General features: G+C 40.8%; 21 protein-coding genes, 1 pseudogene, 1 riboswitch and 1 other annotated feature. Of the genes and pseudogenes, 18 read left to right on the plus strand and 4 right to left on the minus strand.

Annotated elements, in window-relative coordinates; all coding sequences use genetic code 11:
- Positions 1-14: 14 nt before the first annotated feature.
- Together JNUCC41_RS11570 and brnQ are read right to left on the minus strand one after the other, a co-directional pair.
- A complete protein-coding gene (locus tag JNUCC41_RS11570; RefSeq protein WP_192207700.1) occupies positions 15-947 on the minus strand; it encodes an aldo/keto reductase in 933 nt (310 codons plus the stop codon).
- 123 nt (positions 948-1,070) lie between these two features.
- Positions 1,071-2,402 carry a branched-chain amino acid transport system II carrier protein gene (gene brnQ / locus JNUCC41_RS11575; protein WP_192207701.1) on the minus strand — a complete coding sequence of 444 codons (1,332 nt, stop codon included), beginning with the start codon at positions 2,400-2,402 and terminating at the stop codon, positions 1,071-1,073.
- A gap of 98 nt (positions 2,403-2,500) precedes the next feature.
- Positions 2,501-2,748: a binding site (T-box leader), on the minus strand.
- A gap of 208 nt (positions 2,749-2,956) precedes the next feature.
- On the opposite strand from brnQ, the gene JNUCC41_RS11580 reads away from it, so the two are divergent.
- From JNUCC41_RS11580 to hmpA, 7 genes and pseudogenes are all read left to right on the plus strand, one after another.
- Positions 2,957-3,130: a hypothetical protein gene (locus JNUCC41_RS11580; RefSeq protein ID WP_164468807.1), complete on the plus strand. Its 174-nt coding sequence runs from the start codon at positions 2,957-2,959 to the stop codon at positions 3,128-3,130.
- Positions 3,131-3,603: 473 nt separating this feature from the next.
- Positions 3,604-6,345: a GTPase domain-containing protein gene (locus tag JNUCC41_RS11585; protein ID WP_228467601.1), complete on the plus strand. Its 2,742-nt coding sequence runs from the start codon at positions 3,604-3,606 to the stop codon at positions 6,343-6,345.
- Between the two features lie 95 nt (positions 6,346-6,440).
- Positions 6,441-6,546: riboswitch (SAM riboswitch) on the plus strand.
- Positions 6,547-6,662: 116 nt separating this feature from the next.
- Positions 6,663-7,775, plus strand: a complete 1,113-nt coding sequence (locus JNUCC41_RS11590; RefSeq protein ID WP_192207702.1) for a sugar ABC transporter substrate-binding protein — start codon at positions 6,663-6,665, stop codon at positions 7,773-7,775.
- 57 nt (positions 7,776-7,832) lie between these two features.
- Positions 7,833-9,335 (plus strand): sugar ABC transporter ATP-binding protein, encoded by a 1,503-nt coding sequence (locus JNUCC41_RS11595; RefSeq protein WP_192207703.1) that lies wholly within the window; start codon positions 7,833-7,835, stop codon positions 9,333-9,335.
- A gap of 1 nt (position 9,336) precedes the next feature.
- The gene (locus JNUCC41_RS11600) at positions 9,337-10,341 is read left to right on the plus strand and encodes an ABC transporter permease (protein ID WP_192207704.1); all 1,005 of its coding nucleotides are present in this window, start codon (positions 9,337-9,339) and stop codon (positions 10,339-10,341) included.
- A 693-nt stretch (positions 10,342-11,034) separates the two neighbouring features.
- The gene (locus tag JNUCC41_RS11610) at positions 11,035-12,018 is read left to right on the plus strand and encodes a ketoacyl-ACP synthase III (RefSeq protein WP_192207705.1); all 984 of its coding nucleotides are present in this window, start codon (positions 11,035-11,037) and stop codon (positions 12,016-12,018) included.
- Between the two features lie 261 nt (positions 12,019-12,279).
- A pseudogene (hmpA, locus tag JNUCC41_RS11615) lies at positions 12,280-13,501 on the plus strand (NO-inducible flavohemoprotein).
- Between the two features lie 279 nt (positions 13,502-13,780).
- On the opposite strand, the gene JNUCC41_RS11620 reads toward hmpA, so the two are convergent.
- The gene (locus tag JNUCC41_RS11620) at positions 13,781-15,193 is read right to left on the minus strand and encodes a purine-cytosine permease family protein (protein WP_192207706.1); all 1,413 of its coding nucleotides are present in this window, start codon (positions 15,191-15,193) and stop codon (positions 13,781-13,783) included.
- Between the two features lie 390 nt (positions 15,194-15,583).
- Between JNUCC41_RS11620 and JNUCC41_RS11625 the strand changes: the two genes are divergently transcribed.
- The 9 genes from JNUCC41_RS11625 (at position 15,584) to JNUCC41_RS11665 (ending at position 23,055) form a co-directional block, all read left to right on the plus strand.
- On the plus strand, positions 15,584-16,240 hold the full coding sequence (locus JNUCC41_RS11625) for a GntR family transcriptional regulator (RefSeq protein WP_228467602.1): 657 nt from the start codon (positions 15,584-15,586) through the stop codon (positions 16,238-16,240).
- A 20-nt stretch (positions 16,241-16,260) separates the two neighbouring features.
- Complete coding sequence (locus JNUCC41_RS11630; RefSeq protein ID WP_192207707.1) at positions 16,261-17,406, plus strand: LLM class flavin-dependent oxidoreductase; 1,146 nt, start codon at positions 16,261-16,263, stop codon at positions 17,404-17,406.
- A complete protein-coding gene (locus tag JNUCC41_RS11635; RefSeq protein WP_192207708.1) occupies positions 17,407-17,985 on the plus strand; it encodes an amino acid synthesis family protein in 579 nt (192 codons plus the stop codon).
- Positions 17,985-18,797 carry an alpha/beta fold hydrolase gene (locus JNUCC41_RS11640; RefSeq protein WP_192207709.1) on the plus strand — a complete coding sequence of 271 codons (813 nt, stop codon included), beginning with the start codon at positions 17,985-17,987 and terminating at the stop codon, positions 18,795-18,797. Before JNUCC41_RS11635 ends, JNUCC41_RS11640 begins: the two co-directional genes overlap by 1 nt.
- Positions 18,794-20,278, plus strand: coding sequence for an aldehyde dehydrogenase (locus tag JNUCC41_RS11645; protein WP_228467603.1), 1,485 nt, complete (start codon positions 18,794-18,796; stop codon positions 20,276-20,278). The genes JNUCC41_RS11640 and JNUCC41_RS11645 overlap by 4 nt, the downstream gene beginning before the upstream one ends.
- A 57-nt stretch (positions 20,279-20,335) precedes the next feature.
- On the plus strand, positions 20,336-20,899 hold the full coding sequence (locus tag JNUCC41_RS11650; RefSeq protein WP_192207710.1) for an NADPH-dependent FMN reductase: 564 nt from the start codon (positions 20,336-20,338) through the stop codon (positions 20,897-20,899).
- Positions 20,900-21,001: 102 nt separating this feature from the next.
- The gene (locus tag JNUCC41_RS11655; RefSeq protein ID WP_192207711.1) at positions 21,002-21,307 is read left to right on the plus strand and encodes a hypothetical protein; all 306 of its coding nucleotides are present in this window, start codon (positions 21,002-21,004) and stop codon (positions 21,305-21,307) included.
- A gap of 37 nt (positions 21,308-21,344) precedes the next feature.
- Complete coding sequence (locus JNUCC41_RS11660) at positions 21,345-22,787, plus strand: aldehyde dehydrogenase family protein (protein ID WP_192207712.1); 1,443 nt, start codon at positions 21,345-21,347, stop codon at positions 22,785-22,787.
- A gap of 13 nt (positions 22,788-22,800) precedes the next feature.
- On the plus strand, positions 22,801-23,055 hold the full coding sequence (locus JNUCC41_RS11665; protein ID WP_192207713.1) for a YciI family protein: 255 nt from the start codon (positions 22,801-22,803) through the stop codon (positions 23,053-23,055).
- A gap of 410 nt (positions 23,056-23,465) precedes the next feature.
- On the opposite strand, the gene JNUCC41_RS11670 is transcribed toward JNUCC41_RS11665, so the two are convergent.
- Positions 23,466-23,822 carry a hydrolase gene (locus tag JNUCC41_RS11670; protein ID WP_192207714.1) on the minus strand — a complete coding sequence of 119 codons (357 nt, stop codon included), beginning with the start codon at positions 23,820-23,822 and terminating at the stop codon, positions 23,466-23,468.
- A 174-nt stretch (positions 23,823-23,996) separates the two neighbouring features.
- Here JNUCC41_RS11670 and JNUCC41_RS11675 point away from each other — a divergent pair, with 174 nt between their 5' ends.
- Both JNUCC41_RS11675 and JNUCC41_RS11680 read left to right on the plus strand, forming a co-directional pair.
- Positions 23,997-24,683, plus strand: a complete 687-nt coding sequence (locus JNUCC41_RS11675; protein WP_192207715.1) for a hypothetical protein — start codon at positions 23,997-23,999, stop codon at positions 24,681-24,683.
- 193 nt (positions 24,684-24,876) lie between these two features.
- Complete coding sequence (locus JNUCC41_RS11680) at positions 24,877-26,112, plus strand: S1C family serine protease (RefSeq protein ID WP_192207716.1); 1,236 nt, start codon at positions 24,877-24,879, stop codon at positions 26,110-26,112.
- Positions 26,113-26,404 lie beyond the last annotated feature (292 nt).

Here is a 26,404-nt window from a genome sequence, read left to right on the forward strand (position 1 = left end):
TTTTCACATCTATGTTAAGCGAAAATGGCACTGATTTCGGCGATTTCATCCATGGTTAAATCGACATCCAATGCTTGTAAGTTGCGTGTGACCTGATCTGGCTTTTTCGCCCCAGGAATCAGTACATCTATCGAGTGCCGAGTTAAATACCAAGCTAGTACGACATCGGCGACATCGGTATGCTTCCTGTTGGCAATCGCCCGGACTTCTTCCACTTTTTGCAGGTTGCTTACAAAGGCTTGTCCTTGGAAAAGCGGACTTTTGGCCCGGCCGTCCTCGAATGTTGATTCCTGATTATATTTGCCGCCGAGCAGACCGGAAGCAAGGGGGAAATAAGGTATGAAGGAAATATTATTTTCGGCTGTATATGGCAGCAGGTCTTGTTCTGCCTCCCGTTTGAATAGATTGTACTCGGATTGCAACACATCGACATAGCCGTCTTTATTCGCTTCCTTCAATTGTTCGAACGAAAAATTCGAGACGCCGATCGACTTGATCTTGCCTGCATCCTTCAATTCCTTTAAGGCACCTACCGCTTCATCTTTAGGGGTATCCTCATCAGGGAAATGGATATAGAATAAGTCGATGTAGTCCGTTTGGAGCCTTTTTAGACTCGATTCCACAGCATTTTTCAGAAAAGCCGGAGAGTTATCAAAGACGATGTTGCCATCGGCAAATTTATGTGCCCCTTTAGTGGCAAGGACTATCTCCTCGCGTTTGTGACTCTCTTTAAGGATTTCACCGATAAGTTCTTCTGAACGCTCAGGACCGTAAATGTAAGCTGTATCCCAAAAGTTGATCCCCTCTTCCAATGCCGTTCTCAAAACATCCCTTCCTGTATCCTCACTTAGATTAGGGAAAAGGTTATGTCCGCCAATTGCATTCGTGCCAAGGCCAATCGGATTTACATACAGATCTGTTTTACCAATACGGGTTTGCTTAGACATATTACTTATCATCTCCTTTGACCCCATCATAACAAAAAATGTGTGTCGATTTCCAAAATAAAGCAGTGCAGACGTGTACAAAAATAAGCAGATGACCCGTAAAATCACCTGCTTACTTCATTATTATAGTGTTTCGATTTCCAACTCTTCAGCTCGATCCGTTTGTCCAAATTGACTGAGAAGCAGGCCGAAGGCTGTACCTACGAGAGCAGGGATGATCCACTCCATGCCGTAGGCGGAAAGGGGAAGGACATCACTCAATGTTTGCACGGGTCCTAATTGTAAGCCGAAGGCATTCAGTCCGTCCATCAAGGCGAAGACTCCTGTGAAAATCATTGCACTGCGATAAACCTTCTTCGGGTTTTTGAAATGGCGGCTGAAGAATGTCAGGACAATCAGGACGATCGTTAACGGATAAGCCATCACAAGGAATGGTACAGATACTTTCAAAATTTGATTCAGACCCATATTTGAAAGAATGAAACCAATGATTGTTACAATGAGAATGACGGTTTTATAGTACAGCTTGGGGAAAAGTTTCGAGAAATACTGTCCGCAAGCAGTAGTCAACCCGACGACGGTGGTGAAGCATGCTAAAGTGAAAATGATTCCTAGAAGGACCTTCCCGCCAGTTCCAAGTAAAAGGGTGGATGCGACAGTTAGGATATCCGTTCCGTTTTCGAATGACCCATCGGCTGCCATGCGTGCTCCCATTACACCTAAGGAGATATAAACTAAAGAAAGCAAAACACCAGCGATGAGACCCGCTTTTACTGTATATCTCGTCAATTGTTTTCGTTCGGAAATCCCCCTTTGCTGGATTGAGGTCAGGATGACGATTCCAAAAGCCAAGGCAGCTAGTGCATCCATCGTGTTGTAACCTTCAATGAATCCTTTCGAAAATGCCCCGGCAGCATATGCTTCGGTTGGAGCTTGGAATGGAGCATCAAGCTTTACGAACCCAACGACACAGAGAATGACCATGGAAAGAAGTAGAACTGGTGTAATCCAGCGTCCCATGAAGGTTTCCATTTTTTCCGGATTCAATGAAATGGCATAAACGATGATGAAAAATATGGTTGTGAAAATGAATAGGAATAGTGATTGATTCATTGAGTTGCCAAAATACGGCTTGAAGCCCATTTCATAGGCAACATTCGCATTTCTTGGAATGGCCAGAAAAGGCCCGATGCTTAAATAGATGACTACCATGAACAACGTACTGAATAGTGGATGTACACGGGCCCCGATGGTTTGTGCCCCGCCTTTAACAAGTGAGACTGCAAGAAGCACCAAAATTGGCAGGCCGACTCCGGTTACAACAAAACCGGCAATGGCTGGCCAGAAGGAGGTTCCAGAGGATGCACCCAAAAATGGAGGGAATATGAGATTCCCCGCTCCGAAGAACATTGAGAAAAGCATAAGGCCGATAAATAATGTGTCTGTTTTTTTCATGGTGAATTCTCCTTTTTTTTAAAATGATAACTCTCGCCGACTGGCCTGAAAAAGGCTGATTGAAGTGTTTTGTGCAAATAAAAAACTCGCCCCTGAAAATCAGGGACGAGCTTGTGCTCGCGTTACCACCCATATTCCGCGCTTCAAAAAAAGCTGCGGCACTCAGTCAACGTACGTTTTCATACGTGATCCATTGTAACGGCGGAAACCCGTCAAAGCCTACTGGATTTTCAGCTTTGCATCTCAGAGATGATTTTCGGATAGGCCTTGGACATCGACTTCCACCACATGTCGACTCTCTGTGGAACAGGGTTCTCATCTTACTCTTTCTCTTCATAGATTTTTTTAATATATAGATAATTTAGCAAATTCTGATTATGAAGTCAATATAATTTATCATTAATCCTTTTAAAGGAGCAGGAAATTAGTCCCTCGTTGGCGAAGCTTCCTATATCCAGAGGATATTTTCAAGAAGAATAGGATATTACTCCCTATTATCTTTCTAATCGCAACTATATTATAATAGAAGGCAGAACACTAAAGGAGACAACAGTATGTCTGAAAATAAAAAATTAAGCCTGGCCGATGCAGTCAAACAAAAACTGGCTCAAAAGCAAGCAGGATCAAGTAAAGATAAACTGGAAACAGGCGTTGTGAAGAAAACGAAACAGCTTAAAAGCCAGTTGACCAAAAAGCCGAATAACCAACGTAAGCGTACAGGGGTATAATCCTAATTTGTCAAAGGACAACGACTGTTCAGAGCTTATCAGAGAGCAGTTACCTTTTATGAATGAGGGTACTGCTTTTTTATATGAATGGAAAAATGGGGATTTAGTAATGGACGGGGCAGGGGGATTTTGCTTTAGTGCCAGGCTTCTGGTAATTTGGAGGTATAAAGAATGATTCGCCCACCTCTATCTGGTATGTGGTAAAACGAGAAAAAACATTTTTTCTCGAATATGGAAATGACATTTCTATATCGTTTTATTAAAAACATTACAGTTCCATTTGTTTCTGTTTTAAAATTGTAAGAGTGGTGACATGTTGTTACCATATTGTTTTGCTAAAATAATATTTTAAGGTTTTGTAAATGATTTTTTAACTAAAGGAACCTATAGATTGAAGTTAGGTCTACTAGAAGGCTTATGGAATCAGTGATTTTCCTTTAATTGAAAATATGAAATATATCGGGGGAATAAAGATGGACGAACGGCTGATCGGAAAAAAATACTATGAAACGATGGTTGAGGATACAAGGAAGCACCCGATTCAAACTTTGGGTGAAATGTTTCTCGTGGAACAAAAAAAGGAAATAGCGGATTTAACCGCCATTCGATTTGCTCAAGGAGAAGTATATTTTCAGCATCATGACTATGAAGCAGCCATTTTTAAATGGGAGAACATAGAAGGTGAACTTGGTCCATGGGCGAAGAAAAACATCGCTGATGCTTATTTTGAATTGGAAATGTACTCAACCGCAGAGGATATCTATAAATCCGTCGATACGGATGAAGCGGTCTTGAAAACAGAGGTTCTTTTGCAACTTTTTTCCCTGTACATAGTGGAATCGAGAAATGACCTAGCTTCCAAAGTCGTGAAAGAAGCAGTCGAGTTTCAACCGGATTACCCGAATGTCACGGAAATCGCACGTGCCTTTTTTGAAGAACAAAAGGATTGGAACAGTGCGGTGGTATTAGCGGCTAATGAAAGTATCCGTACAGAATCAATGGGCTGGTTCGATGTGCTGAAGACGTATATCCAGCAGGGGGTTGCCCAATCGATGGATCCGGATTATTTTTCAACTGTCCTTGGTTCGCTATACACACTTGACCAGGAACGTTTCGAAAAAGTGACGGTTGCCCTTTGGAAAAATTATAAATATACGGATTCTTATTTCGAATGGCTAAGAGTGATTAATAATTTGATAGATACCATCGAATTGAACCATGCTGATGTATGGGATGAGCTTTCCGTCTATTACAGGGATGCATATGCAGGTCTTTTAGAAGGAACGCACCTAATCAAAGATTTAAGTCCTGTCGTGCCAAGGTTACTGGAAAACTGGCTTAAAATCGCAGATGGGGAGCTCTCGTTGTTTGCGGCGGCATCCGCGTTGTCCTGGAATGAAATCTTCCCGGATACGATCAATGCGCTGGTCATTCAGGATGCAGAAAGCCTGTTGGTGAAATCGCCTAAATTAGGAGGCGGACTTGAAGCGGGAGAGAAACTGTTCAATTCCATTATCCAGTGGGCTGAAGATAATGATCTAAAGGTTGGCAATAAGCTTAAATGGATGGTCGAGGGGCTTAAGAATACCGAAAATTTCAATCTTCTTCTTGTAGGAAGTACAGGAAATGGCAAGACATCCTTCATTCAGTCAATTGTTGGCGAGAGCATTGCTGCTGAAGATCATTCATCCTTAGTCAGTGTCAAAGACGGGGATGATTTGGAAATCCTTGAAATTACCGATACAGATAGAAAGGTTGTCATGGAGCTAGCTGAATTGGATGAAACACGCCGCCAGCGCGGGACTATTGTTGATGTGACAATCATAAGTGACTACCTAAGAAATAATGGTCTGCGATTATTGGATACACCGGGGTTCAATGGGGAAAAAAGCGTGGAATCCGATTTCCAAGGGTATTTACATGGCAGTGATGGACTGATGTTCGTCCTGGACGCCCGGGCGCCTTTCACCGGCAGCGAACGGGATCTGTTATTGGAAATTCAAATGATGGCTCCGAAACTGCCGATTCATTTCTTATTAAATAAAATGGATACGATATACAGTGATCAGGTCGCAGTCCGGATGGAAGACGAAACATGGGATAAAGTGAATGCATATTTCCCGAATGCGAAAGTATTCGCTTTCTCCAAACTTTATGATAGCAAGCAACAATTGAAGGACCTTTCAGCCTTCCTTCAATCGAATTACCAAGATGAGAATTGGAAGGAAAGAAGATCTGAGAAAATCCTTGCATTCATTCGTAAAACTTTATCTTATCTGTTAGAAAAACGGGCAGCCAATGAGCGGAAATGCGAGCATTCCATCTCTTGGAATGAACAGATGGAAGTCAAACTGAATGGGGCGGTCAATCAACTGGCTGATTTGGAAAAAGAAAAAAGTGAAAATATCATAAGGTCGTATCGTCTGCTTAAGGATGAAGTGAAAAATCAGCTTTCTACTAAAATTCCTGAATTACTGAAGGATTGTTCTAAATCATTAACGGAAAGCAGTGATTTCAGCCAAGTCCATGTACAGTTAAACGAAGAAATGAATGAGCGGATTCAAAACTTCATTTCTGATAAGATCATGCCTCAATATTATCGTTCTCTACAAGACTGGATTGCCAGTTCCCAAATGGAGTTCTCACAAAGCCAGCAGTTTATGGATGAGATGAGTGCCGGATTCAATGAATTATACAAAGAAGAACGGATTACGCTTGCAGGTGACTTCAGAGTATTGGATGACTGGCGCCGTGATGCCGATCGGATGACAAGCAGTATCCGCATCGAAAACGTTAATATCCTTTTGCGCAGGACTCCATCACAATTGCTGCTTAAAGGAGCAGGGAAGCTGTTTGGGGCGATACCGCAAAATAAAGCCAATATGTACAATCGTTATAAGAAATATCTGGAAAGTGAAGACTACCTGGATGTTGCAGAAATGATCACGGAACGTTTCCTTACCCAATTTGGATTGTTTGAAAAATCTTTGGATCGGGACATCTCACTTTTCTATCGCAGTTCATTTGCCTTACTTCAAAAAACGATTGAACAAACGCAGACCGAGATAAAAGACTACCAGGCTGCATTGGAACATATGAAAGAAAATCCGGAAGTTTACCGTGACCCAATCACTTTGTTCGAAGTGAAATTAAGGCAGTTGGAGAGGCTTGAAAAAATCGAGAAAAAGCGTCTAGCCCAACTTCAAAGAAAATAAAAAATATCAGGGAACATTTCAAATATTCAAAAATCTATTGACTTTATGACTATATCCCTATAAAGTGATAATTACGAAAACGTAACACAATATATCTCTTATCAAGAGTGGCGGAGGGACTGGCCCTAAGATGCCCAGCAACCGTTCCATTAGGAATTGGTGCTAAATCCTGCAAAACAGAAATGTTTTGACAGATAAGAGAGGGACAAGTCTGCAAAACAGCTGATTAAACCTCTCTATATTAGAGAGGTTTTTATTTTGGGATTTACACCAACTAAACTGATAAGACTAAATTGAAAATATGGAGGGAAAACAAGATGAGAAGGTCTATTAAAGGAATATTCATTTCAGCCATCGCTTCGGCTTTGCTTTTAACGGGGTGCTCCACTGGGCAGAGTTCCACAGAATCGAAGAAAGAAGAAAAAGTATCATTTGAAAATGTACCGGAAAGATTTGCAGATGGGGATGGAGCCAAGATCAAAGTGATCCGTAAAATTGGCGGTGATGATCATACGGCCCAATACCTGGCGGGGGCGAAGGAAGAAGGAGAAGCACTGGGATTTCAAGTGGATACATATACAGCCAATGGTGATACGGCTAAATTTCATGATGCGATAGCGCAGGCTTTGGAGGAAGATTACGATGGGTATATCATTTCCCATGGTGATGATGCAGCAACTGTGAATGACGTTCAAAAGTTGGTTGATTCAGGTAAAAGCGTTGTCACGTTCGATTCAATAGGCGAACTATCTAAAATTGATGGCGTGACATTAACTTCACAGGATGATGAAGCGTTGGCAACATTGGCTTTTGATAAACTGTTAAAAGAGCAGAAAGGTGAAGCGGCAATTGCCTATCTTTGGGTGGATGGTTTCCCACCAATGGTAAGAAGAAATGCAGTCTATCAGGAAAAACTAAAAGAAAATCCTGGGATTAAAGAAGTCGAAAGATTCGGGGTGGCATCTGCTGATACTTCGGTTCAGACACAAAATGCTGTAGCCGCAATGCTGAATAAATACCCTAAAGGTAAATTGGATGCCATTTTCGCAACATGGGATGCCTTTGCCATCGGTGCAGCCCGGGCGATTAAAGAAGCGGGCCGCGATGAAGTGAAGATATATGGTATTGATGTATCTAACGCAGATCTCCAGGAAATCCAATCGGCTGATAGCTCATGGTCCTACACGGCAGCGGTCGATCCCAAGCTGATCGGTGCAGTGAATATGAGGATATTGGCTAAAAAATTAGCGGGCGAAGATACTCCGCAAACCTATGACTTAGAGGCTTCACTTATTTCACAAAAGCAAGTCCAAGCTTCAAAAGAAGCGGTAAACATGGCAAATCTGTCTGGTATTGTCGATGGCTGGGGTGAATCTACGGAATTTGAAGAAGATTGGATGAAAGTTTTGAAAGATCATTATAAAAAGTAAAAAGAGACACTCTCTTTCAAGTAGAAGGGAGTGTCTGTTCAATAAGGGGGAATGGACATGGGCACGAAACTAGAAATGAAGAGGATTTCGATTGAATTTCCAGGGGTGAAGGCGCTGAGTGAAGTTGGTTTTTCCGTACAATCAGGGACAGCCCACGCATTGGTCGGTGCAAACGGAGCAGGAAAATCGACGTTAATGAAAGTTTTATCGGGAGCCCATGTTCATTATTCAGGTGACATTTTCATTGATGGGATGAGGCAGGATATCCGCTCGCCAAAAGCGGCTCAGGAACAAGGCATTCAAATTGTTTATCAGGAAGTGGATACAGCCCTCATCCCTTACTTAACGGTTGGCGAAAATGTAATGTTGAACGATATGGTCCAAAACATGGAAAAAAAACAGAGGATCCAATGGAAAGAGCTGCACAAACGAGCCTCTTATATTCTTGAAGATATGAAAATTCGTGTCCCTTCGAAAAAGCTGGTAAGAGATCTTACCTTGGCTGAAAAACAGATGGTCCTGATAGCAAGGGCCGTTTCGACAGATTGCAAATTCCTGATTCTCGATGAGCCAACTGCTCCGTTAAGTCATACGGAGACGACAGAACTTTTTCGAATTGTAAATGAATTAAAGCAAAAAGGCGTTGGAATCATTTTCATTTCACATCGTCTGCCTGAGATTTTTGAAATCTGTGAGGAAATTACAATCATGAGAAATGGGGAGCGTGTCACTTGTCGAAAGAAGGAGGACATGACCCGTAACGAAGTGGTAGAGAATATGCTCGGTAAAACCATGGATGACCAATTTCCAGAAGTGAATGCTTCGATCGGAGACGTCATTCTGGAAGTGAGCGGATTGTCAGATGCCGAGAAAGTCAAGAATGTCAATCTGAATGTTAAAGCAGGCGAGATAATCGGCTTGGCAGGGTTAGTCGGAGCGGGAAAAACGGAGCTCTGTAAAACCCTTTTCGGTCATACTTCGATTACAGCGGGGGAAGTGGTCCTGAATGGTCGTAAGCTTTCTTTGAAATCACCGCACGAAGCAGTAAAAAGCGGTCTGGCACTTGTACCTGAGGAACGCAGGAAAGAAGGGGTCCTCGTTCAGGAATCAGTCTCGGCGAACTTGACTGCAGCCAGCCTCGGCAAATTCTGCAAGACGTTCAGTTTCGTGGATCGTAAGGCGGAAAAGGAAAAGGCGAAGGAAATGATCTCAAGTCTCGGCATTAAAACTCCTTCAGGGGAAGTAAATGTCGAAAACCTTTCAGGTGGTAACCAGCAAAAAGTTGCCATCGGAAAATGGCTTATGGCCGATGCGGATGTATACATATTCGATGAACCAACGAAAGGGGTCGATGTTGGAGCCAAGAAGGATATATTCGAATTGATTGCAAAGCTTGCAAGGAATGGGAAAGCGGTCATTTATGCATCATCCGAGCTTTCCGAAATCATGGGCATTACCAACCGGACATATGTGTTATATGACGGGAGCACTGTCATCGAATTAGAAACTAGCAAAACGAATGAAGAAGAACTACTATTCTATTCAACAGGAGGAAAATAGGATGAGCATACCCATTCCTGTTACACAGACAGCGAAAGCGAAAAAAAGGCCGGAACTTTTCGACTTTTTCTATAAATACGGCACAATATTGACGATTATCATTCTGATTGGAATTTTTGCCGTGTCCAATCCAGCTTTCATTCAAACGAATAATTTGATCAACATCCTGCGTTCCATTTCAATCGTGACCATCATTGCGATCGGCATTACGATATCGCTGACCGTGGATGGCTTCGACCTTTCCGTAGGATCCGTTGCATCATTGGCCAATGCCATCGTCATATCAATGTTCGTCTGGTTTTCGCAGGATACATTAATCGCCATATTAGCTGCGATCGGCGCCTCACTTGTCGTAGGGGCCTTGAATTCCTTCATGATCGTTAAATTGAGAATTCCCGACATGCTGATGACATTGGCTACCATGTTCATTATCCAGGGAATTGCCCTTACTTATACAAAAGGGGCAACGGTTTCACAAAATATGGTCATGCCCGACGGGACATTCGCAACAGGTCTGATCAGCCCATTTTTCGCCAAAATTGGCCAGGTACCATGGATAATCTTGATCATGGCAGTCATTGTGATTGCGACCCATATCTTTTTGACTTATACGAAGCATGGTCGTTATATGTACATTATTGGGGGGAATAAGGAGGCGGCGAGACTTTCCGGGATATCGGTCAATAAATACAAAATCCTTGCCTATCTGCTTTCAGCCCTATTAGCTGCAGTCGGGGGGATTGTTCTAGCTTCAAGAGTCATGACCTCGGAAATCAATTCAGGTTCTCCCTATTTAATGGATGCCGTTGCGGCAGCCTTCATTGGTTCCTCCGTTTTAGGAGCGGGAAAACCGAATGCATTTGGAACCTTTGTCGGTGCAGTCTTGATTGGAATCCTTCAAAACGGTTTGATCATGATGTCCGTTCCGTATTATGCGATGGATATCGTCAAAGGAACAGTGCTGGCCCTTGCGCTCGCGGTAACCTATTACAAACAAAAACACTAAAATGGTTTCGTCCCGTTAATCTACAGAAATCCTATAATTGTGAATTTTGAAGATTGATAAAAATCCTGTTGGAATGCAACAGGATTTTTTCCTTTTTAAGAAGGGGCGGTTCATGGAATTTTCGCATCTTCATCATTATACTTAAAAATAATGTACTTTTTTTTACGCTAAAATGGGGACAGGAGGACTTTTTGATCCCTCATTGTTGGGGTATAAACATTGAACACAGTTGTAAATTTTTACAGGGCCCTTATTTACCTTTTAATAACATTATAAATGATTACATATTGGGTGGATTCTGGCATTTACTTTATTTAATTTATTGGGATATTTGGTATATTATTTATTCGGAAAAGGATACGAATATTAATAAACTTCAATTGTTACCGTTACGGTTAGGAAATTAAAAGTGGTAATACCGGATTTCTCTTTAGATAACTGAGTTTGTAGACAAAAGGGGTTCACCCGTCACTTCCGCGTAACAGGATGTTCTGGCTACGATATACCTTACTATTTTGGAGCAGAATCTTCTTAATTATCAGTAGCGATCGTTCTTTGTCGTTCAGCTCTTTTTCTCTTATGGATTTAAAAGTGACCGGTAGTTGCATAAGATTTTTTTTACTTTATAATTAGTACCAGGTATTAATATCAGTTATAAAATTGATGCAATTCATAACACGAGGTGGCTATTTTATGTTCAAATCCAAAGCACGTATTACTGCGATAGGTTCTTATGTTCCAGAAAAAAGGTTAACAAATAAGGACTTAGAAAGAATGGTTGAAACCAATGATGAATGGATTGTTAAACGTACTGGTATTAAAGAGCGAAGAATTGCACATGAAGAAGAGTTTACTAGTGATATAAGTTATAAAGCTGTAAAGGATTTAATGGAACGGTATGATAAATCTGTCGAAGATGTCGATATGATTATTGTCTGTACATTTACACCTGATTTCAACACACCTAGTGTAGCTTCTTTAGTCCAAGCTAAGCTAGGTATTAAGAATACTGGAGCTATTGATTTAAACGCTGCTTGTGCAGGATTTACTTATGGGCTGCATGTAGCTAATGGATTAGTAACATCTGGTTTAAACAAGAAAGTTCTCGTTATTGGAGCTGATACTTTATCTAAAATTATGGACTATGAAGATCGAGCCACTTGTATTTTATTTGGAGATGGTGGAGGAGCAGTTCTTGTAGAATATGATGAAAAACAGCCAAGTTTTATTTCGTCACATTTATATTCGGAAGGAGAAGGCGGAAAATATTTATATAGTACAAACCTATCGACACGTATAAATGGTGAAGACTTGAATAATAGTGGTAACCTTGTCCAAAATGGACGTGAGGTTTATAAATGGGCTGTTACTACTGTTCCAAAAGGAATGCAAACTGTGATGAAAAATACAGATTTTCATTTGAATGATGTTGATTGGTTTGTTCCGCATAGTGCAAATTTAAGAATGATTGAGTCAATATGTAATAGAAGCAGTTTTCCAATTGAGCGTACATTATATAGCTTAGTGGAGTATGGAAATACTTCCTCAGCAACAATACCATTAGCTTTAGATCAAGGAGTAAGCGAAGGAAAGCTCAATCATGGTGAGAAAATCTTATTATATGGTTTCGGTGGTGGGTTAGCACAAGCAGGATTGCTTATCAATTGGACCCTATAACATTTTTCTCTGCTACTGGTCAGCTGCTTTGTCCTTATTGATATAAAGGTTCAGTTTAAGTTAACAAGGATACTAAAATAACAAAAGACACCGTACTAATAGGTATGGTGTCTTTGAATTATCTTAAGGGATTCCAAATCTCCAAATGGGCGGAAGTAGCAGTGATAAGTGAACAGTGCCAAAATATCATGGTTACTCCAATATTTAGTGGGAATGCTATTTACAGTAAATACCCCTGGAATTTGAGGAGGGAATTTTAACATGCTTGATGCTAAGACCATAGAAATCGTTCAGTCAACAGCACATGTTCTCAAGGAACATAGTAAACCAATAGGAAAGAGATTTTATGAATTACTATTTTCAAAAGTTCCTGATTTTTATAATCTTTTTAACCAAACGAACCAAAAAAGAGGAATTCAACAAGAGGCCTTGGGATATGCTGTCTATGCTGCAGGAGAACATATTACGAACCTTGAAGCGATAAAACCGGTAATTAAAAGAGTCACTGAGAAACATCGTGCCATAGGAGTCAAGCCTGAACAGTATCCGGTTGTAGGTGAAACGTTGCTTCAAGCTGTTAAAGATGTGTTGGGTGACGCAGCCACAGCTGAAATCATAGAGGCATGGGGAAAGGCCTATGGCTATATTGCAGATGCCTTTATTGATATTGAGAAAAACCTTTATGAGGAGACAGAACATCAGCCTGGTGGTTGGGAAGGATATCGAAGCTTCAATATCGATAAAAAGATAAAAGAAAGTGATGTGGTAACCTCCTTTTATCTAAAGCCTACAGACGGAAAACCCATTGCCTCCTATCATGCTGGGCAATATTTTTAACACTAAAGGCTGAAATTCCTGGCGAGAAATATACGCACATACGCCATTACAGTCTTTCGGATTCACCTGGTAAGGATTACTACCGAATTAGTGTTAAACGTGAAGATGCCCATGGGGTTGCTCCATCAGGAATTGTATCTAACTATTTACATAAACAGATGCAAGTTGGAGATACGCTGCAATTTTCTGCTCCTGCAGGTGACTTCGAACTGGATAACACCGATTTACCCGTTGTTCTGATTAGTGGGGGGATTGGAATTACACCTTTGCTTAGCATGTTAAATACCATTATAGAAAAGCAACCACACCGTCAGGTTACGTTTATCCATGCAACAAGCAATAGCCAAACACATGCTTTTAAAGATCATCTGCAACGAATAGTGAATGAACACCAACATATAAAATCATATGTAGTCTATGGTGAACCAACAGAAGCCGATCGAACCTCAGGACATTTTGATAAAGAAGGATACGTGGGTTAGACTTCCTGCAATCTATCGTTCCATCAAAGGAAGCTAATTTTTATTTCTGCGGACCTATTCCTTTTATGGAAGCAATCAACGACGCCCTGAATAATTGGAGTGTATCGAAAGACCATGTTCATTATGAAGTATTTAGTCCACTCGCTATTTTAGGAGAAAAATAAGTAAACTAAATAAAAAGGTTCTTTCATTGAAGTGAACAAAAAGTTAGGCACTTTATTTAATTATGCCTTTTAAATTTATCTTGAATCAATGATGTTGTAGTAATGGAAATATTATTCTAGTTCTTGTTGAGATGCTTCATGTCTTTTTTGTGCAATAGATTTTAGGTTTTTTTCCTTAATCGTATAAAGTAAAAAACTGCACCTCAAATTGTTAGTTGGTGACTAACGTTGGGTGCAGTTCATTTTAGGGTTCTCTGTTATCCGACACTTGAAATTAAGTTACTTAACATTTTTCTCGGAAGTGTCTGTATTCTCTATCGAACTATTCTCTTGTTTATTTATTGCATTTCCAGCGAGATTCAACTTTTTTCTCATAGGGAAGTAATACAAGACAGCTGGTACAACTAAGCCAATAATCCAAGCGATATCTGCACCTTCAAAGGCCTTGGCTATAGGTCCTACATAGAATGATGTATTTATAAAAGGGATTTCCGCCAAGATTGATACAAGAAATGCCATACAGGTAATCCAATTTATTTTTCCATATTGACCGTTCACATCAAAAATATCTTTTACATTGTAACGGCCATGTCGCAGCAAATAATAATCAACAAGATTAATGGATGTCCAGGGAATTAAAAAATAACTAATGAAAAAGATGAAATTCAAGAAAAAGGATAGAAAATTACTCTGACCGAGTAAGCACAATACGGTTCCTGCAACTGTTACACAGAAAATCATTCCAATTCTAACTTTCGCTGTGACCTTTAATTTAAAAAACGGTTCAATTGTCGTTATCGTTGCCATGAAGGCCCCATATAGGTTAAAGACATTTATAGCAAGCTGTCCAAAGATGATTATAAAGAACATGATTAAAGCAAAATTTCCGAACAGGCTGGCCAAATTACCGCCAGAATGATCAAGGAAGTTAGGAATCGCTATGGTTAAGGTTGCGCCTAATGTCATCATCCAAATAGTCCCGATGACTGTGCCAGCGTAACTATACCAAAATGTATGGGCAGTGGGTGTGGTTATCGGTAGATAGCGAGAATAGTCCGCAACGTAGGGGGCATATGCCAATTGCCATGTAGCAACCATACTGACCGCCAACAAAAACACTGGTAAATCCAAATTTCCCATTGCCCAACTGCCTGCCGGAACTTGCAATTGGAAGACTATATATGTAGCTACAATATAAATACAGAGAGACGCCCAGGACAATAATTTTTGCATTTTATGAATTAGGTTATAGCCATAAATGGTGGCCACGAAACAAAGAACATTTAAAAGTATTATGCTCCAAGTTTGGTCGATCTTTGTTAAGCTGCTTAAGGTTTGCGCTGCAAGCAAACCGCTGCTGGCAAAGAAACCTAAATAGACAAACATAACGAGAAACAAGGGGAAAATGGCTCCGATTACACCAAATTGAGCCCGACTTTGGATCATTTGCGGAATTCCGAGCTGAGGTCCTTGAGCTGAATGGGAGGCCATGAAAATGGCGCCTAATAAGGTACCGACAATTATTGCACCCAGACTCCAAAATAAATTAAGACCTAATGTAATTGGCAATGCACCAGTCACAAGGGTGGTAATATGCATGTTTGCCCCAAACCAAATTGGAAATAAATCACGGGCCTTGCCGTAGCGTTCATCTGCCGGAATATATTCTATACTGCGAGTTTCAACTTTCATCAATTTACCCCCTATCAAAATCGTTATACTACCATGTACCATGCAAGCATATTTTATAGAATCACTATAATTGTAAGCGTATACAGATGTCAATATTTTCTGAAAAAATAATTTTTTAAGGGATTATCCTAAATGATCAGTTCATTCATCTAGTGAATTTCAATAAATCAGATTAATTTTCAGATTAATTATTAGATTGAATGTTTGAGATTATGAAACTCTTGTTTGAAAACTATGGAACAGTGTATCTACGAATAAAAAATATAATTTTGTATTTTTTTGAATTGACAGTCTATTTAACATGACCTATAATTGCACTTATCAAGAGCTTGCATGGTACATGGTACAAACTTTTAGAAGGAGGGGCTTTTCATTACAGCTATCTTAACGTTGGGGATTACGGCTCAGGTTACGAACGCCATACGCGAATCAATAGTAACTGGAGAATATGAACCAGGACAAAAATTATCGGAAACTGTTTTATCTGAATATTATAAAGTTAGCAGAACCCCTATTAGGGAAGCATTTAAACAGCTAGAAAGAGAAGGGTTAGTCGAGATCATTCCAAGAGTTGGAACGTGTGTGACCAAACCAACTGAAAAGGAACTAAATGAGTTATTTACTTTAAAGGAAGTAATGGAAGGGCTTGCAGCGGGTTTGCTTGCAGAAAGCGGGAGTGCTGAAGACATTAATAAACTTAAGCAAGCGGTGTCCGACATGGAGATTGCTATACAAACTTCGGATAAAAAGCTATATGTCGAGGCTAATGATGTTTTTCATTCAGTCATTCAAGAAGGCGCCAATAACTCTAAATTAAGTTACATGCTAAATTTGCTGCTCAATCAAATACCTTATAGACAATATGTCTTTTTAACCATTGAAGATCCGATTCGCCGTGAGAGATCACTAAAGGAACATCAGGCGGTCTTGATAGCCATAGAAAAAGGCAATCGGGAAGAAGCGGAGAAGGCAATGAGACAGCATGTAAAAGCAAGTGGAATGCAGCTTAAGATGGAAATAGCAAAAAAACTTGGTCAAAAAAAGTGATATGAGGGGGAATGAGTTTTATGAAATTTGGAATCTTTGCAAATCTTGCAGGACAGGGAAGACATGATGAGTATTATAAAGTGTTGGATGAAGCCCGTGAGCAAGCCATTTACTGTGATGAAAATGGTTATGATTCGATTTGGTATACCGAACACCACTTTGGTCATGAAGGAAATGAACTGATTTCTAACCCGATCTTAATGGGTGCCGATATTGCTGCACGTACAAAGAACATTCGAATTGGCCAAGCTGCCAATGTCGCCACTTTCTGGCATCCACTTCGTTTGGCGGAAGACATAGCAATGCTTGATCAGTTAAGCAAAGGTCGTGTGGAAGTAGGCCTGGCTCGTGGATTATACGGAAGGGAAGCGGCTAATCTAAACACTTTGGCGGATCCAGCAAATCAAGAACAAAACCGGGCACTGTTTGAAGAAACATTGGAAATTTTAAAAAAGGCTTGGTCAAACCGTTTCTTCTCACATCAAGGTGACATCTATCAATTTCCTCCTAAAGGGTTAAAGTGGAGTCACCCTATGAGTCCATCAACTTCGGAATTCATGGATATGGAAAAAGGCGAAATTGATAAAATTTCCCTTATGCCTAGACCTTATCAGCAATCACTTCCTCTGTGGCAAGTAATTGATTCACCGCGTTCTATTGAATTAGCTGCGGAGAACGATATACAAGGAATGTTTTGGATGCCTACCGTCAAAGAACTAAAAGGCCGTTTTGAACTGTATCGTGAAAGGGCTTCCAAATCCAAAGGCTATGAAGTTCCACTTGGTAAGGGTATTGCTTTAGTACGTGATGTATATGTAGCGGAAACCATGGAACAGGCTCGTCAAGATGCTGCCGAAGCAGTATTGAACAATTATCGCTGGATTTGTCACTGGAGGGGGCTAAGCAACCTTATGGATCCGGGCGAAACAGTAAAGGAAGGACAGGAATTGAACTATGAATTCTTACATCCAAGAAATTTATTGTTTGGTACACCTGACTATGTAGCAGAGAAAATTCAAGAATTGAAGGAAGAGCTGAATTTAGAAACATTACTGCTTTGGGTCAATCATAATGGTTTGCCACATGAAAAAATGATGAAAAGTTTAAAATTGTTCACGGAAGAAGTTATGCCAAAATTCACAGAAGCTAAAATGGGGGTAATGTAAATGTTAGATATTCGTAAAGTGTATACAGCTATTGAAGAAACACGTATTGAGGGCGGTAAAAAAGTAGAGAATCCCATCAAGATGATAATAACTATGGCGGTTATCAAAAATCCATGGGCTGGCAGAGGGTATGTTGATAATTTAAAACCGGAAATTGACGAATATGCACCGCAAATTGGCGAACTATTAGTTGCTGAACTATTTAAGCACATTGATTCGGCTGATGATGTCGAAGCATTCGGCAAGGCAGCTGTAGTGGGAGTGGATGGGGAAGTTGAACATGCATCAGCTTTTATCCATACTTTGAAATTCGGTAACAAATTCCGGGACGCTGTGAAAGGAACGAGTATCTTGAGCTTTACTAATAAGCGTGGTGGCGCTGGAACTGCGGTGCTCATACCGATGGTACATAAGACGGATGATTCTGAACGTTCTCATTTCATTACATTCGAAGCTTCTATACCTGATGCACCAAGGGCCGATGAGATTGTTGTTGCTATTGGGGTTTCTACAGGAGGACGTCCTCATCCAAGAACAGGAAACAGGCATCAAGATATGGTTGAAATGGGGCTGGTTTAATGCCAACTACATTGCATGGAAAAGATTCGCTTCATTATGAAGAGAAAGGGATTGGTCAATCGCTTATCTTTATTCATGGTGTTGGTCTTGATCTTACGATGTGGGAAGAACAAGTTGAAGATTTGTCGAAACATTTCCGTGTTATCACATATGACATGGTTGGGCACGGAGGATCTGAGCATCCTCCGGGTCCTTATTCCCTTTCACAGTTTGTTGAGCAGTTAGCAGAACTGATGAATCACCTACGAATTGAGAGAAGTCATATTATTGGTTTCTCCATGGGTGGGATGGTCGCTCAGGCATTTGCGTTAAAATATCCGGATAAAGTGAAAACGCTAACAATCATGAACGCAGTGGCCAATCGGACGAAAGAACAGAGGAAAGCCGTTTTAAAAAGAGTGGAAGAAGTGAAAATAACGGGACCTTTGGCAACAATTGAACCAGCCATTAAACGTTGGTTTAATCCAGAATTCTTAAACTTGCAGGAAGAAACCGTCAGTAAGATTCGGAAAAGACTTCAGACAAACGACGCTGCTTCATATTTAGCTGCCTATACACTATTTGCAACAGCGGATGAAGATTTGTGGCCGCAGATTCACCAGATAAATATACCGACCCAAATTATAACGGGGGAGCATGATGTAGGTTCAAATCCCGAAATGGCGAGAAAAATGCAAGAAAAGATTGTGCATTCAGAACTAATGATAGTACCTAATATGAGGCATATGCTACCGATGGAAGGATCCAAAATAGTGAACGAAGCTATTAGGTCGTTTATTGAAAGGCAAAAGCAAAGGGGTGACTCGATGTGAAAGAGCTGAAGAAATATCAGATGTATATTAACGGAGAATGGGTAGAATCGTCAAGTGGTGAATATTTCGATAGTTATAACCCTGCAACTGAAGAAGCTTGGTGTCAAGTCGCAAAAGGGAATGCTGAAGATGTAAATCATGCCGTTCAATCTGCGCATAATGCATTCTTGCATTCAGGGTGGACTGATATGACATTCACAGAGCGGGGGCGCCTGGTTAGAAAGCTTGGAGAGCTGATTGCCATTCACTCTGAAGAGCTTGCGAAAGTCGAATCACTGGATAATGGGAAATTAATACGTGAAATGCGTGGTCAGGTAAAATATTTACCTGAGTTTTTCTATTACTATGCAGGGCTAGCAGATAAAATCCATGGTCAAACCTTACCTATTGATAAAAAAGATATGTTCGCTTTTACGTCCAAAGAGCCGCTGGGGGTAGTAGCCGCCATTACTCCTTGGAATTCCCCTCTTTATTTAACAACCTTGAAGCTTGCACCTGCACTTATAGCAGGAAATACTATAGTCATTAAACCTTCAGAAATGACTTCGGCATCTCTATTGGAGCTGGTGAAACTGGTTGAAGAAGCTGGTTTTCCACCTGGTGTAGTCAATGTCGTTACCGGCTTTGGAATGCCTGTAGGCGATACACTCACCTCACATCCTCTTGTAAGGCGTGTGGCCTTTACGGGAGGCTCGGAATCAGCACGGCATATAGTTCGTAATTCGGCTCAAAATTTTGCTCAAGTATCACTTGAACTTGGAGGGAAATCACCGAATATCGTGTTTGATGATGCTAATCCGGATAATGCCGCGATGGGAATCATAGCTGGTATATTTGGTGCTTCTGGACAAAGTTGTGTGGCTGGTTCACGTGCATTTTTACATGTCGACATTTACGATGAAGTGATGCAAAAACTCGTAGACCGTGTATCGAAAATTAAGATTGGTGATCCATTTCAAGATGATACAGAAATGGGACCGCTGGCAACGCAAGCCCAATTGGAGCGTGTCCAAAAATACGTAGCCATCGGGTTAGATGAAGGTGGAAAACTTGTTTGCGGAGGTAAAAAGCCTGAATACTTAGATAAAGGATGGTATTTTGAGCCCACTATTTTCGAGCATCACGATAACGATTCCCGCATTACTAAAGAAGAAATATTTGGACCTGTGTTAAGTGTTATCCCTTTTAAAGATGAAAAAGAGGTTATTCAATTAGCAAACAGTACTGATTACGGATTAGCGGCCGGAATTTGGGTAAGTGATATTGCAAAAGCCCATCGAGTCGCGAAAGCTATACGTGCTGGAATCGTTTGGGTTAATACCTATCGAAGTATTTCACCAATTGCTGCAATCGGCGGCTCTGGCCTAAGCGGTTATGGAAGAGAAGGCGGTTATGAAGCGATTCATGAATATATGCAAGATAAAGTGGTTTGGATCAATACATCATCTGAACCGATTCCTGACCCGTTCATAATGAGGTAGTGAAATTTGAAGGGTAGACGCCTTTTATCGATGTGTATTAATAAGGAGGAAAGTGAAATGAAATTACTGGGAATTTCAGGAACGATCATAGGAACAAAGACGAAAGTTGTTATTGAAAAGGTTTTAGAGGAAGTTAAGAATAACCATCCAGATATCGAGATAGAACTGCTTGATTTGAAAAAGTATGATGTTCAATTTTGTGATGGCCGTAATCCGTCAACATACACAGGAGATACGAAAAAAGTAATTGATATCGTTACCTCAGCAGACTTTTACATTATAGGAACACCAATATTCCAAGGGTCGATTACGGGTGCCCTTAAAAACTTATTTGATTTAATCCCCCCGAAGGAGTTTCGTAATAAAGTAATGGGGCTTGTGGCTACTGGCGGAACCTACCAGCATTATTTAGTCATTGAAAATCAGCTGAAACCTATTGCTAGTTATTTCCGGGCATTTGTTGCACCTGGCTCTGTTTATGCTCATAACGACCATTTCAATACACAAAACGAACTGGTTGATGAGGAAGTTTTGGAACGTATTTCAATGCTGAGTGAAGAAGTCGTTTTTATGCAAAAAGCATTGAAGAGCACTAAAAAACCAGAGCACCAATTAAGTTGATGGATAGTAGATTTACAAAATGAAAAAAAACTCCAGCTGATAAATCGTATTGGAATTGAGTACATTTCAATTAGCAGAGCTAAGTAGCAAGGAGGGGACAAATTGCTATTAGATGTAGAAGAGATAATAAACTTAACTGATTTATCCTTTATTAAAGTCTGTGATGAACAGTATGGGATAAATAGAGGGGTTTATAATACCATTGATGCTTGGTTTTATAAGCAAGGAATTAGTAATATTCTAGAAAGACGAAATAGCATATTATATTTTCTTGAATTTATTAAGCGAAGTTCCGGAAAAGAAAATACCGGCTGTAAATTCGGTCACGGTGGATTAACGACAAAATTAGAAGAATATTATTTTCCAAGAATGGAATCGACCGTTTCAAAAATTGCCTCTAATCTTTAAATGAATCACATACAAAGAGTGAAGGGTGGTTGAGAACATGACAATCATAGATAAAGTAGAAAAAAAACATTTACTAATTAAAGGGGAATGGGTGGAGGCCCAGGAGTATAGTCAACTTCGATCCCCTTTTTCAGGAGAAGTCATAGCTGAAATCCCCCTGGCTACAGACGAGGAAACCGACCAAGCTATCGAAGCGGCGCAAAAAGCTACAAAGGTGATGGCAAAAATGCCGGCCCACCAACGTGCGAAAATCCTTGAAACATTGGCCCAACTTCTTGAGGAGCGCGCAGATGAAGCCGCTCAGATCATATCTATTGAGTCAGCAAAGCCGGTTACAACAGCGAAGGGCGAGGTGGCGCGAACCATTGAAACGTACAAGTTTGCCGCTGAAGAAGCGAAACGAATTCATGGAGAAACGCTTACGCTGGATGCCGCCCAAGGGGGCGAAAACCGACTTGGTTACACTGTACGTGAACCGATTGGAGTGATTGGGGCCATAACACCTTTCAATTTCCCCATGAATCTAGTCGCTCATAAAGTAGGTCCTGCTATCGCCGCAGGAAATACAATTGTATTAAAGCCAGCAAGCCAAACGCCTCTATCCTCTTTATTCCTTGGGGAACTATTACAGGAAGCAGGATTGCCTGCAGGAGCATTAAATGTGGTCACAGGTGGAGGGAGAGTGGTTGGAGACAAGTTGGTCACAGATTCTAGAGTAAGCATGATTACTTTTACCGGTAGCCCAGGAGTTGGGATTGGCATCCGTAACAAAGCAGGATTGAAACGAGTGACGCTGGAGCTGGGATCCAATGCAGCTGTCATCATTGATAGTGGTGTGGATATCGATAAGATTATTTCTCGTTGTGTGACGGGGGCATTTTCAAACCAGGGACAAGTATGCATTTCTTTACAAAGGGTTTATGCTCATGAAGAAGTCTATGATCGTTTTGTTGAAAAGTTTATAGAAGCAACGAAACTATTAAACTTAGGTAATCCGCTTGATCCAGAAACGGATGTTTCCGCTTTGATCTCCCCAAATGATGTTGAAAGAACCCTCAATTGGATTGAGGAGGCGAAACAAGGTGGAGCCAAGATTGCAGCAGGTGGAATAGCGGAAGGCAATATCCTTCATCCGACGGTCATATTAGATGCTGATGCTTACTCAAAGGTATCTTGTCATGAAGTGTTCGCCCCAATCGTGTTGATTAACAAGGTCCAATCAGTAGAACAAGCAATTGATTTAGTGAATGATTCCAATTACGGCCTGCAAGCAGGGATTTATACGAACGATGTACGTACAGCACTGGATGCGGCAGAAAATTTACAAGTTGGTGGAGTCATGATCAACGACATTCCGACATTCCGTGTGGATAATATGCCGTACGGTGGAGTGAAGGAAAGTGGAACTGGCCGTGAAGGATTAAAATATGCAGTGGAAGAAATGACAGAAATGAAGCTGGTTGTCTGGAACCGAAATTAGGGAGTGGAAAAGCATGGCTTATTATGCAGCAATTTTACATATGATTGATGCTGAAAAAAATATAGAAGTGCGGCCACAGCATATCGAGTATTTAAACGAACTTGATCGTAAAGGGAAGGTTTTTGCACGAGGGCCTTTTGCAGATGGCTCAGGCGGCTTGGTTGTCTATATTGCAGACACATTAGAAGAAGCACTCTCATTAGCGGAAAATGATCCCCACGTTGTACATAAAGTTCGGAGACTGGAATTAAAAGAGTGGAACATTTAATAACGAAACGTTATTAGTGCGTGTCATTGCAATGAAATTATACCGGGAACTTGAGACAGTTCCTTCATTTATTGAGAGGGGTTGCCGAAGCAACCTCTTTTTTATGCATGTGCAGGTCAACTCCATAATGAAAAGATAAAGTTCTAACAAAAGTGAGTAACGATATTAATCAGCCCATACTATCCTTTGATAACTGCCAGTTGTATCGAATTTTTTAATGGTTATTGGCGGTGTAGGTTCAGACTATTTGAAAGGGAAATATGTAGATTGAAAGGAACCTGCGTATAAAACTGTCTAACGAATCACAAAACGGAATCTTTTTTCCTTATATTGGGGGAAGGGGAGGCTATTCGATTGAACTTGACCATAAAAGAACAGAACCTTTGAATTTCAGGTTCTGTTCCTATTTGTTATTTGAACTTTTGCACTTCTTCTTTTCCCTCGTATTTGTTATCTTTCAATATGCCGATTTCTTCAATATGGTTTCGTGCCGTTTCATCCCCTAATTTATAAATGAGGGAATAAAGTCTTTTCATGGCTGCATCGTATTTATCATTTGCCCGGTCATGGTGATAGAGAAGGTAGGGCACATGTGAACGGGCGTATGCCTCCAGGTCATCTGTCCGGTGTTCCTCCAGGCATTGTTTCAATTCTGCAAGTTCCTCATCAGTTGCGTGTATAGTGAAGCTCGGATTCTCTTCAAGTTTTTGTCCGAGTACGTCGCCGCTTACCAAATCGACATGGTATGTCTGTTTTTCCTGCATCATTCTGCACATCATCCTTTCAAGCGTTTATCTATTCTGTACCACTATTTGTAAAAAGTTAATCATGGACGTAAACATTTCCTTAATGAAAAAGATAGGAAATAGAGGTATCGGTTTTCTTATCAAATGGTATAAGATGGATTCAAAGAACATTATGTAAAAGTGAGGAGTGACATAGTGAAGAGATCAATCATGGTTATTTTTTTTGTGATGATTGCTTCAGGCTGCGTAACAAGGAATTATGATTCCAATATGGATTTAGGAAAAGGTCAGTTGAATGAGGAAAATTATTTAGAAGCCCATGAGGCATTTGAATTAGCTTATAAAGAGGCGAAAACACCGGAAGCAAGGGAGTTAATGGATCTTTCAGGTTTTCTGGCAAGTGGGATGAAGAAATACGACGAACAGGATTTTGGTTCGGCCAAAAGCAATTTTGAAAAAGCAACCGCATATAAAGCAAAATACCGGGAAGGTAAACAAATGGTTTCAAAGGCGGTGGAAATGCACCCGCTATCAGACTCGGCCACAATCGAAACTGTAGAGGGGGATGACGAACCGGTAGAGGAAGCAACCGAGGACGGATCCAAAATAGAAGATAAGGCGGTAACGGACACGAAAGGTGAAGGAATCAAGGATTCGGTCAGTACATTAAGTAAATCGCAGGCGGAAAAGCTTGTGAAGGGTTATGTGGACATGGAAAATTTCCCTGATTTGCATATCGAATATGATCATGATTCCGAAAAGGGTGATTACATTTTTCATGTATTCGAGGTGGATGAACCTAGTCAGAAAAGTGGCCACAAAACCACTTGGGGCTGGTATGGCGTGAATAAGAAGACGAAAGAAGTTTATGAAGTCATGTAAGGAAAACTGAATGGTCGGATTGAAGGCCCTTGTTGAGGCCTTTTTTATTTTGTGGCGCGGCAAAGTACAGGATTCGATAAAAATTTAATGGTTTTTGTAAAAAGGTCGCCTCATTCTTTATTTTCTTAAGAATTTTTTAATATTTACTGTTTATGATGGAGCCAAGTAAAGGACAATTCTAGGAGGGATAAAGATGGAGAATTATAATGGTGATGAGCAAGTCAGAGTCAAGGCAGAACGGAAAAAGGGTAAATCTCTTTGGGTAACCAGTCTTGTTTCCGGAACGGTTGCTTCAATGGTTACATCGTCTGTATTTCTATTTGGCGGGGATTTTATAGATCAAGGGAAAAGTCCGGTGAATGAGTCAACCGAAACGGCAGGTGTACAGCAAACGGAAAGTGTTGAAAAGGATAAAAGTGTCACTGCGGAAAAGTTATCGACAAGTACGGATTCAAATGATAGGGCAAATATGGTCGAATCAGCATCCAAATCGATTGTAGGGGTCGTGAATTTACAGGAGATGCAAAACCAGAACCCGTACCAGCAGCAAAGCACGGAGAGCGAAACGGTTGAGAGCGGCACAGGCTCAGGGGTCATTTATAAAAAAGCTGATGGGAAAGCTTATATCATTACGAACAATCATGTTATTGAAGGAGCTAAGGAAGTCGAAATTTCATTGTATGATGGACAAAAGGCAACGGCAGCGGTTGTCGGCGCGGATGCTTTGACGGATTTAGCGGTTTTGACAATTGATGCTTCGAAAGCACCGGAGGGAATTAAATTCGGTAATTCTGATAGCATGCGTCCAGGTGAAGAAGTATTGGCAATTGGCAATCCACTTGGACTTGATTTTTCACGATCGGTTACACAAGGGATCGTCAGTGCGACAGGACGCTCCATTTCAGTCGATACTTCGGACGGGGAGTGGGAACTCGATGTCCTTCAAACAGATGCAGCGATCAACCCCGGCAATAGCGGCGGTGCATTGATCAACACTGCTGGGGAAGTGATCGGCATAAACAGCTTGAAGATTTCCGAAAACGGTGTGGAAGGCTTAGGGTTCGCCATACCGAGTAATGATGTGATTCCGATTGTTACGGAGTTGATTGAAAATGGGAAAATCACGCGCCCATATTTAGGAGTCAGCTTGGCTAGTATGGAAGAACTGCCGCAATATTACATTCAAAATGTTCCTGAAGCCGTTAAGTCCGGAGTAATGGTGACGAGTATAGAAGCAGGATCGGCTGCGGCGAATGGGGGGCTTAAGCAACAGGATATCATCGTTGAGATTGATGGAACGAAAATAAATACTGCCGCTGCATTAAGGAAGTACTTATATACAGATAAGAAAATCGGCGATAAGGTAAAGGTTAAAGTATATCGGGGTACTGAAGAGAAAACGGTAACGTTAACCTTGCAAAAACGATAGAAAGAGGTAGGGCCCCTGATTTTTCATCAGGGGCCTAAGTTTGTAGACAAAAGGGGTTCGGAATTAAAAAATCCGAACCCCATTTTCCCTTTGAATTTTAGGCGATTTTTGAAACTTACCATGTCCATTTGTCCATCTTCTTTACAATAAAAGCAGCGAAAGTAAGTATTCCCTGCATCGACAATTTTTTAAGTCCCTTTAATGTAATCCAACATATACCATACTTGTAACAATAAAGATTCAGGCTAAAAGTTTTTATCTAAAAGTTAAAACAAAGTTGATTGGAACGGAC

The organism is Brevibacillus sp. JNUCC-41, assembly GCF_014844095.1.
In the GTDB taxonomy this organism is placed as follows: Bacteria; Bacillota; Bacilli; order Bacillales; family DSM-1321; genus Peribacillus; species Peribacillus aracenensis.

What these genes read in the sequence shown, in the direction of transcription:
- JNUCC41_RS11570 (WP_192207700.1), bottom strand. Translation starts at nt 947, where the DNA reads ATGTCTAAGCAAACCCGTATTGGTAAAACAGATCTGTATGTAAATCCG.
- brnQ (WP_192207701.1), bottom strand. Translation starts at nt 2,402, where the DNA reads ATGAAAAAAACAGACACATTATTTATCGGCCTTATGCTTTTCTCAATG.
- JNUCC41_RS11580 (WP_164468807.1), top strand. Translation starts at nt 2,957, where the DNA reads ATGTCTGAAAATAAAAAATTAAGCCTGGCCGATGCAGTCAAACAAAAA.
- JNUCC41_RS11585 (WP_228467601.1), top strand. Translation starts at nt 3,604, where the DNA reads ATGGACGAACGGCTGATCGGAAAAAAATACTATGAAACGATGGTTGAG.
- JNUCC41_RS11590 (WP_192207702.1), top strand. Translation starts at nt 6,663, where the DNA reads ATGAGAAGGTCTATTAAAGGAATATTCATTTCAGCCATCGCTTCGGCT.
- JNUCC41_RS11595 (WP_192207703.1), top strand. Translation starts at nt 7,833, where the DNA reads ATGGGCACGAAACTAGAAATGAAGAGGATTTCGATTGAATTTCCAGGG.
- JNUCC41_RS11600 (WP_192207704.1), top strand. Translation starts at nt 9,337, where the DNA reads ATGAGCATACCCATTCCTGTTACACAGACAGCGAAAGCGAAAAAAAGG.
- JNUCC41_RS11610 (WP_192207705.1), top strand. Translation starts at nt 11,035, where the DNA reads ATGTTCAAATCCAAAGCACGTATTACTGCGATAGGTTCTTATGTTCCA.
- JNUCC41_RS11620 (WP_192207706.1), bottom strand. Translation starts at nt 15,193, where the DNA reads ATGAAAGTTGAAACTCGCAGTATAGAATATATTCCGGCAGATGAACGC.
- JNUCC41_RS11630 (WP_192207707.1), top strand. Translation starts at nt 16,261, where the DNA reads ATGAAATTTGGAATCTTTGCAAATCTTGCAGGACAGGGAAGACATGAT.
- JNUCC41_RS11635 (WP_192207708.1), top strand. Translation starts at nt 17,407, where the DNA reads ATGTTAGATATTCGTAAAGTGTATACAGCTATTGAAGAAACACGTATT.
- JNUCC41_RS11640 (WP_192207709.1), top strand. Translation starts at nt 17,985, where the DNA reads ATGCCAACTACATTGCATGGAAAAGATTCGCTTCATTATGAAGAGAAA.
- JNUCC41_RS11650 (WP_192207710.1), top strand. Translation starts at nt 20,336, where the DNA reads ATGAAATTACTGGGAATTTCAGGAACGATCATAGGAACAAAGACGAAA.
- JNUCC41_RS11660 (WP_192207712.1), top strand. Translation starts at nt 21,345, where the DNA reads ATGACAATCATAGATAAAGTAGAAAAAAAACATTTACTAATTAAAGGG.
- JNUCC41_RS11665 (WP_192207713.1), top strand. Translation starts at nt 22,801, where the DNA reads ATGGCTTATTATGCAGCAATTTTACATATGATTGATGCTGAAAAAAAT.
- JNUCC41_RS11670 (WP_192207714.1), bottom strand. Translation starts at nt 23,822, where the DNA reads ATGATGCAGGAAAAACAGACATACCATGTCGATTTGGTAAGCGGCGAC.
- JNUCC41_RS11680 (WP_192207716.1), top strand. Translation starts at nt 24,877, where the DNA reads ATGGAGAATTATAATGGTGATGAGCAAGTCAGAGTCAAGGCAGAACGG.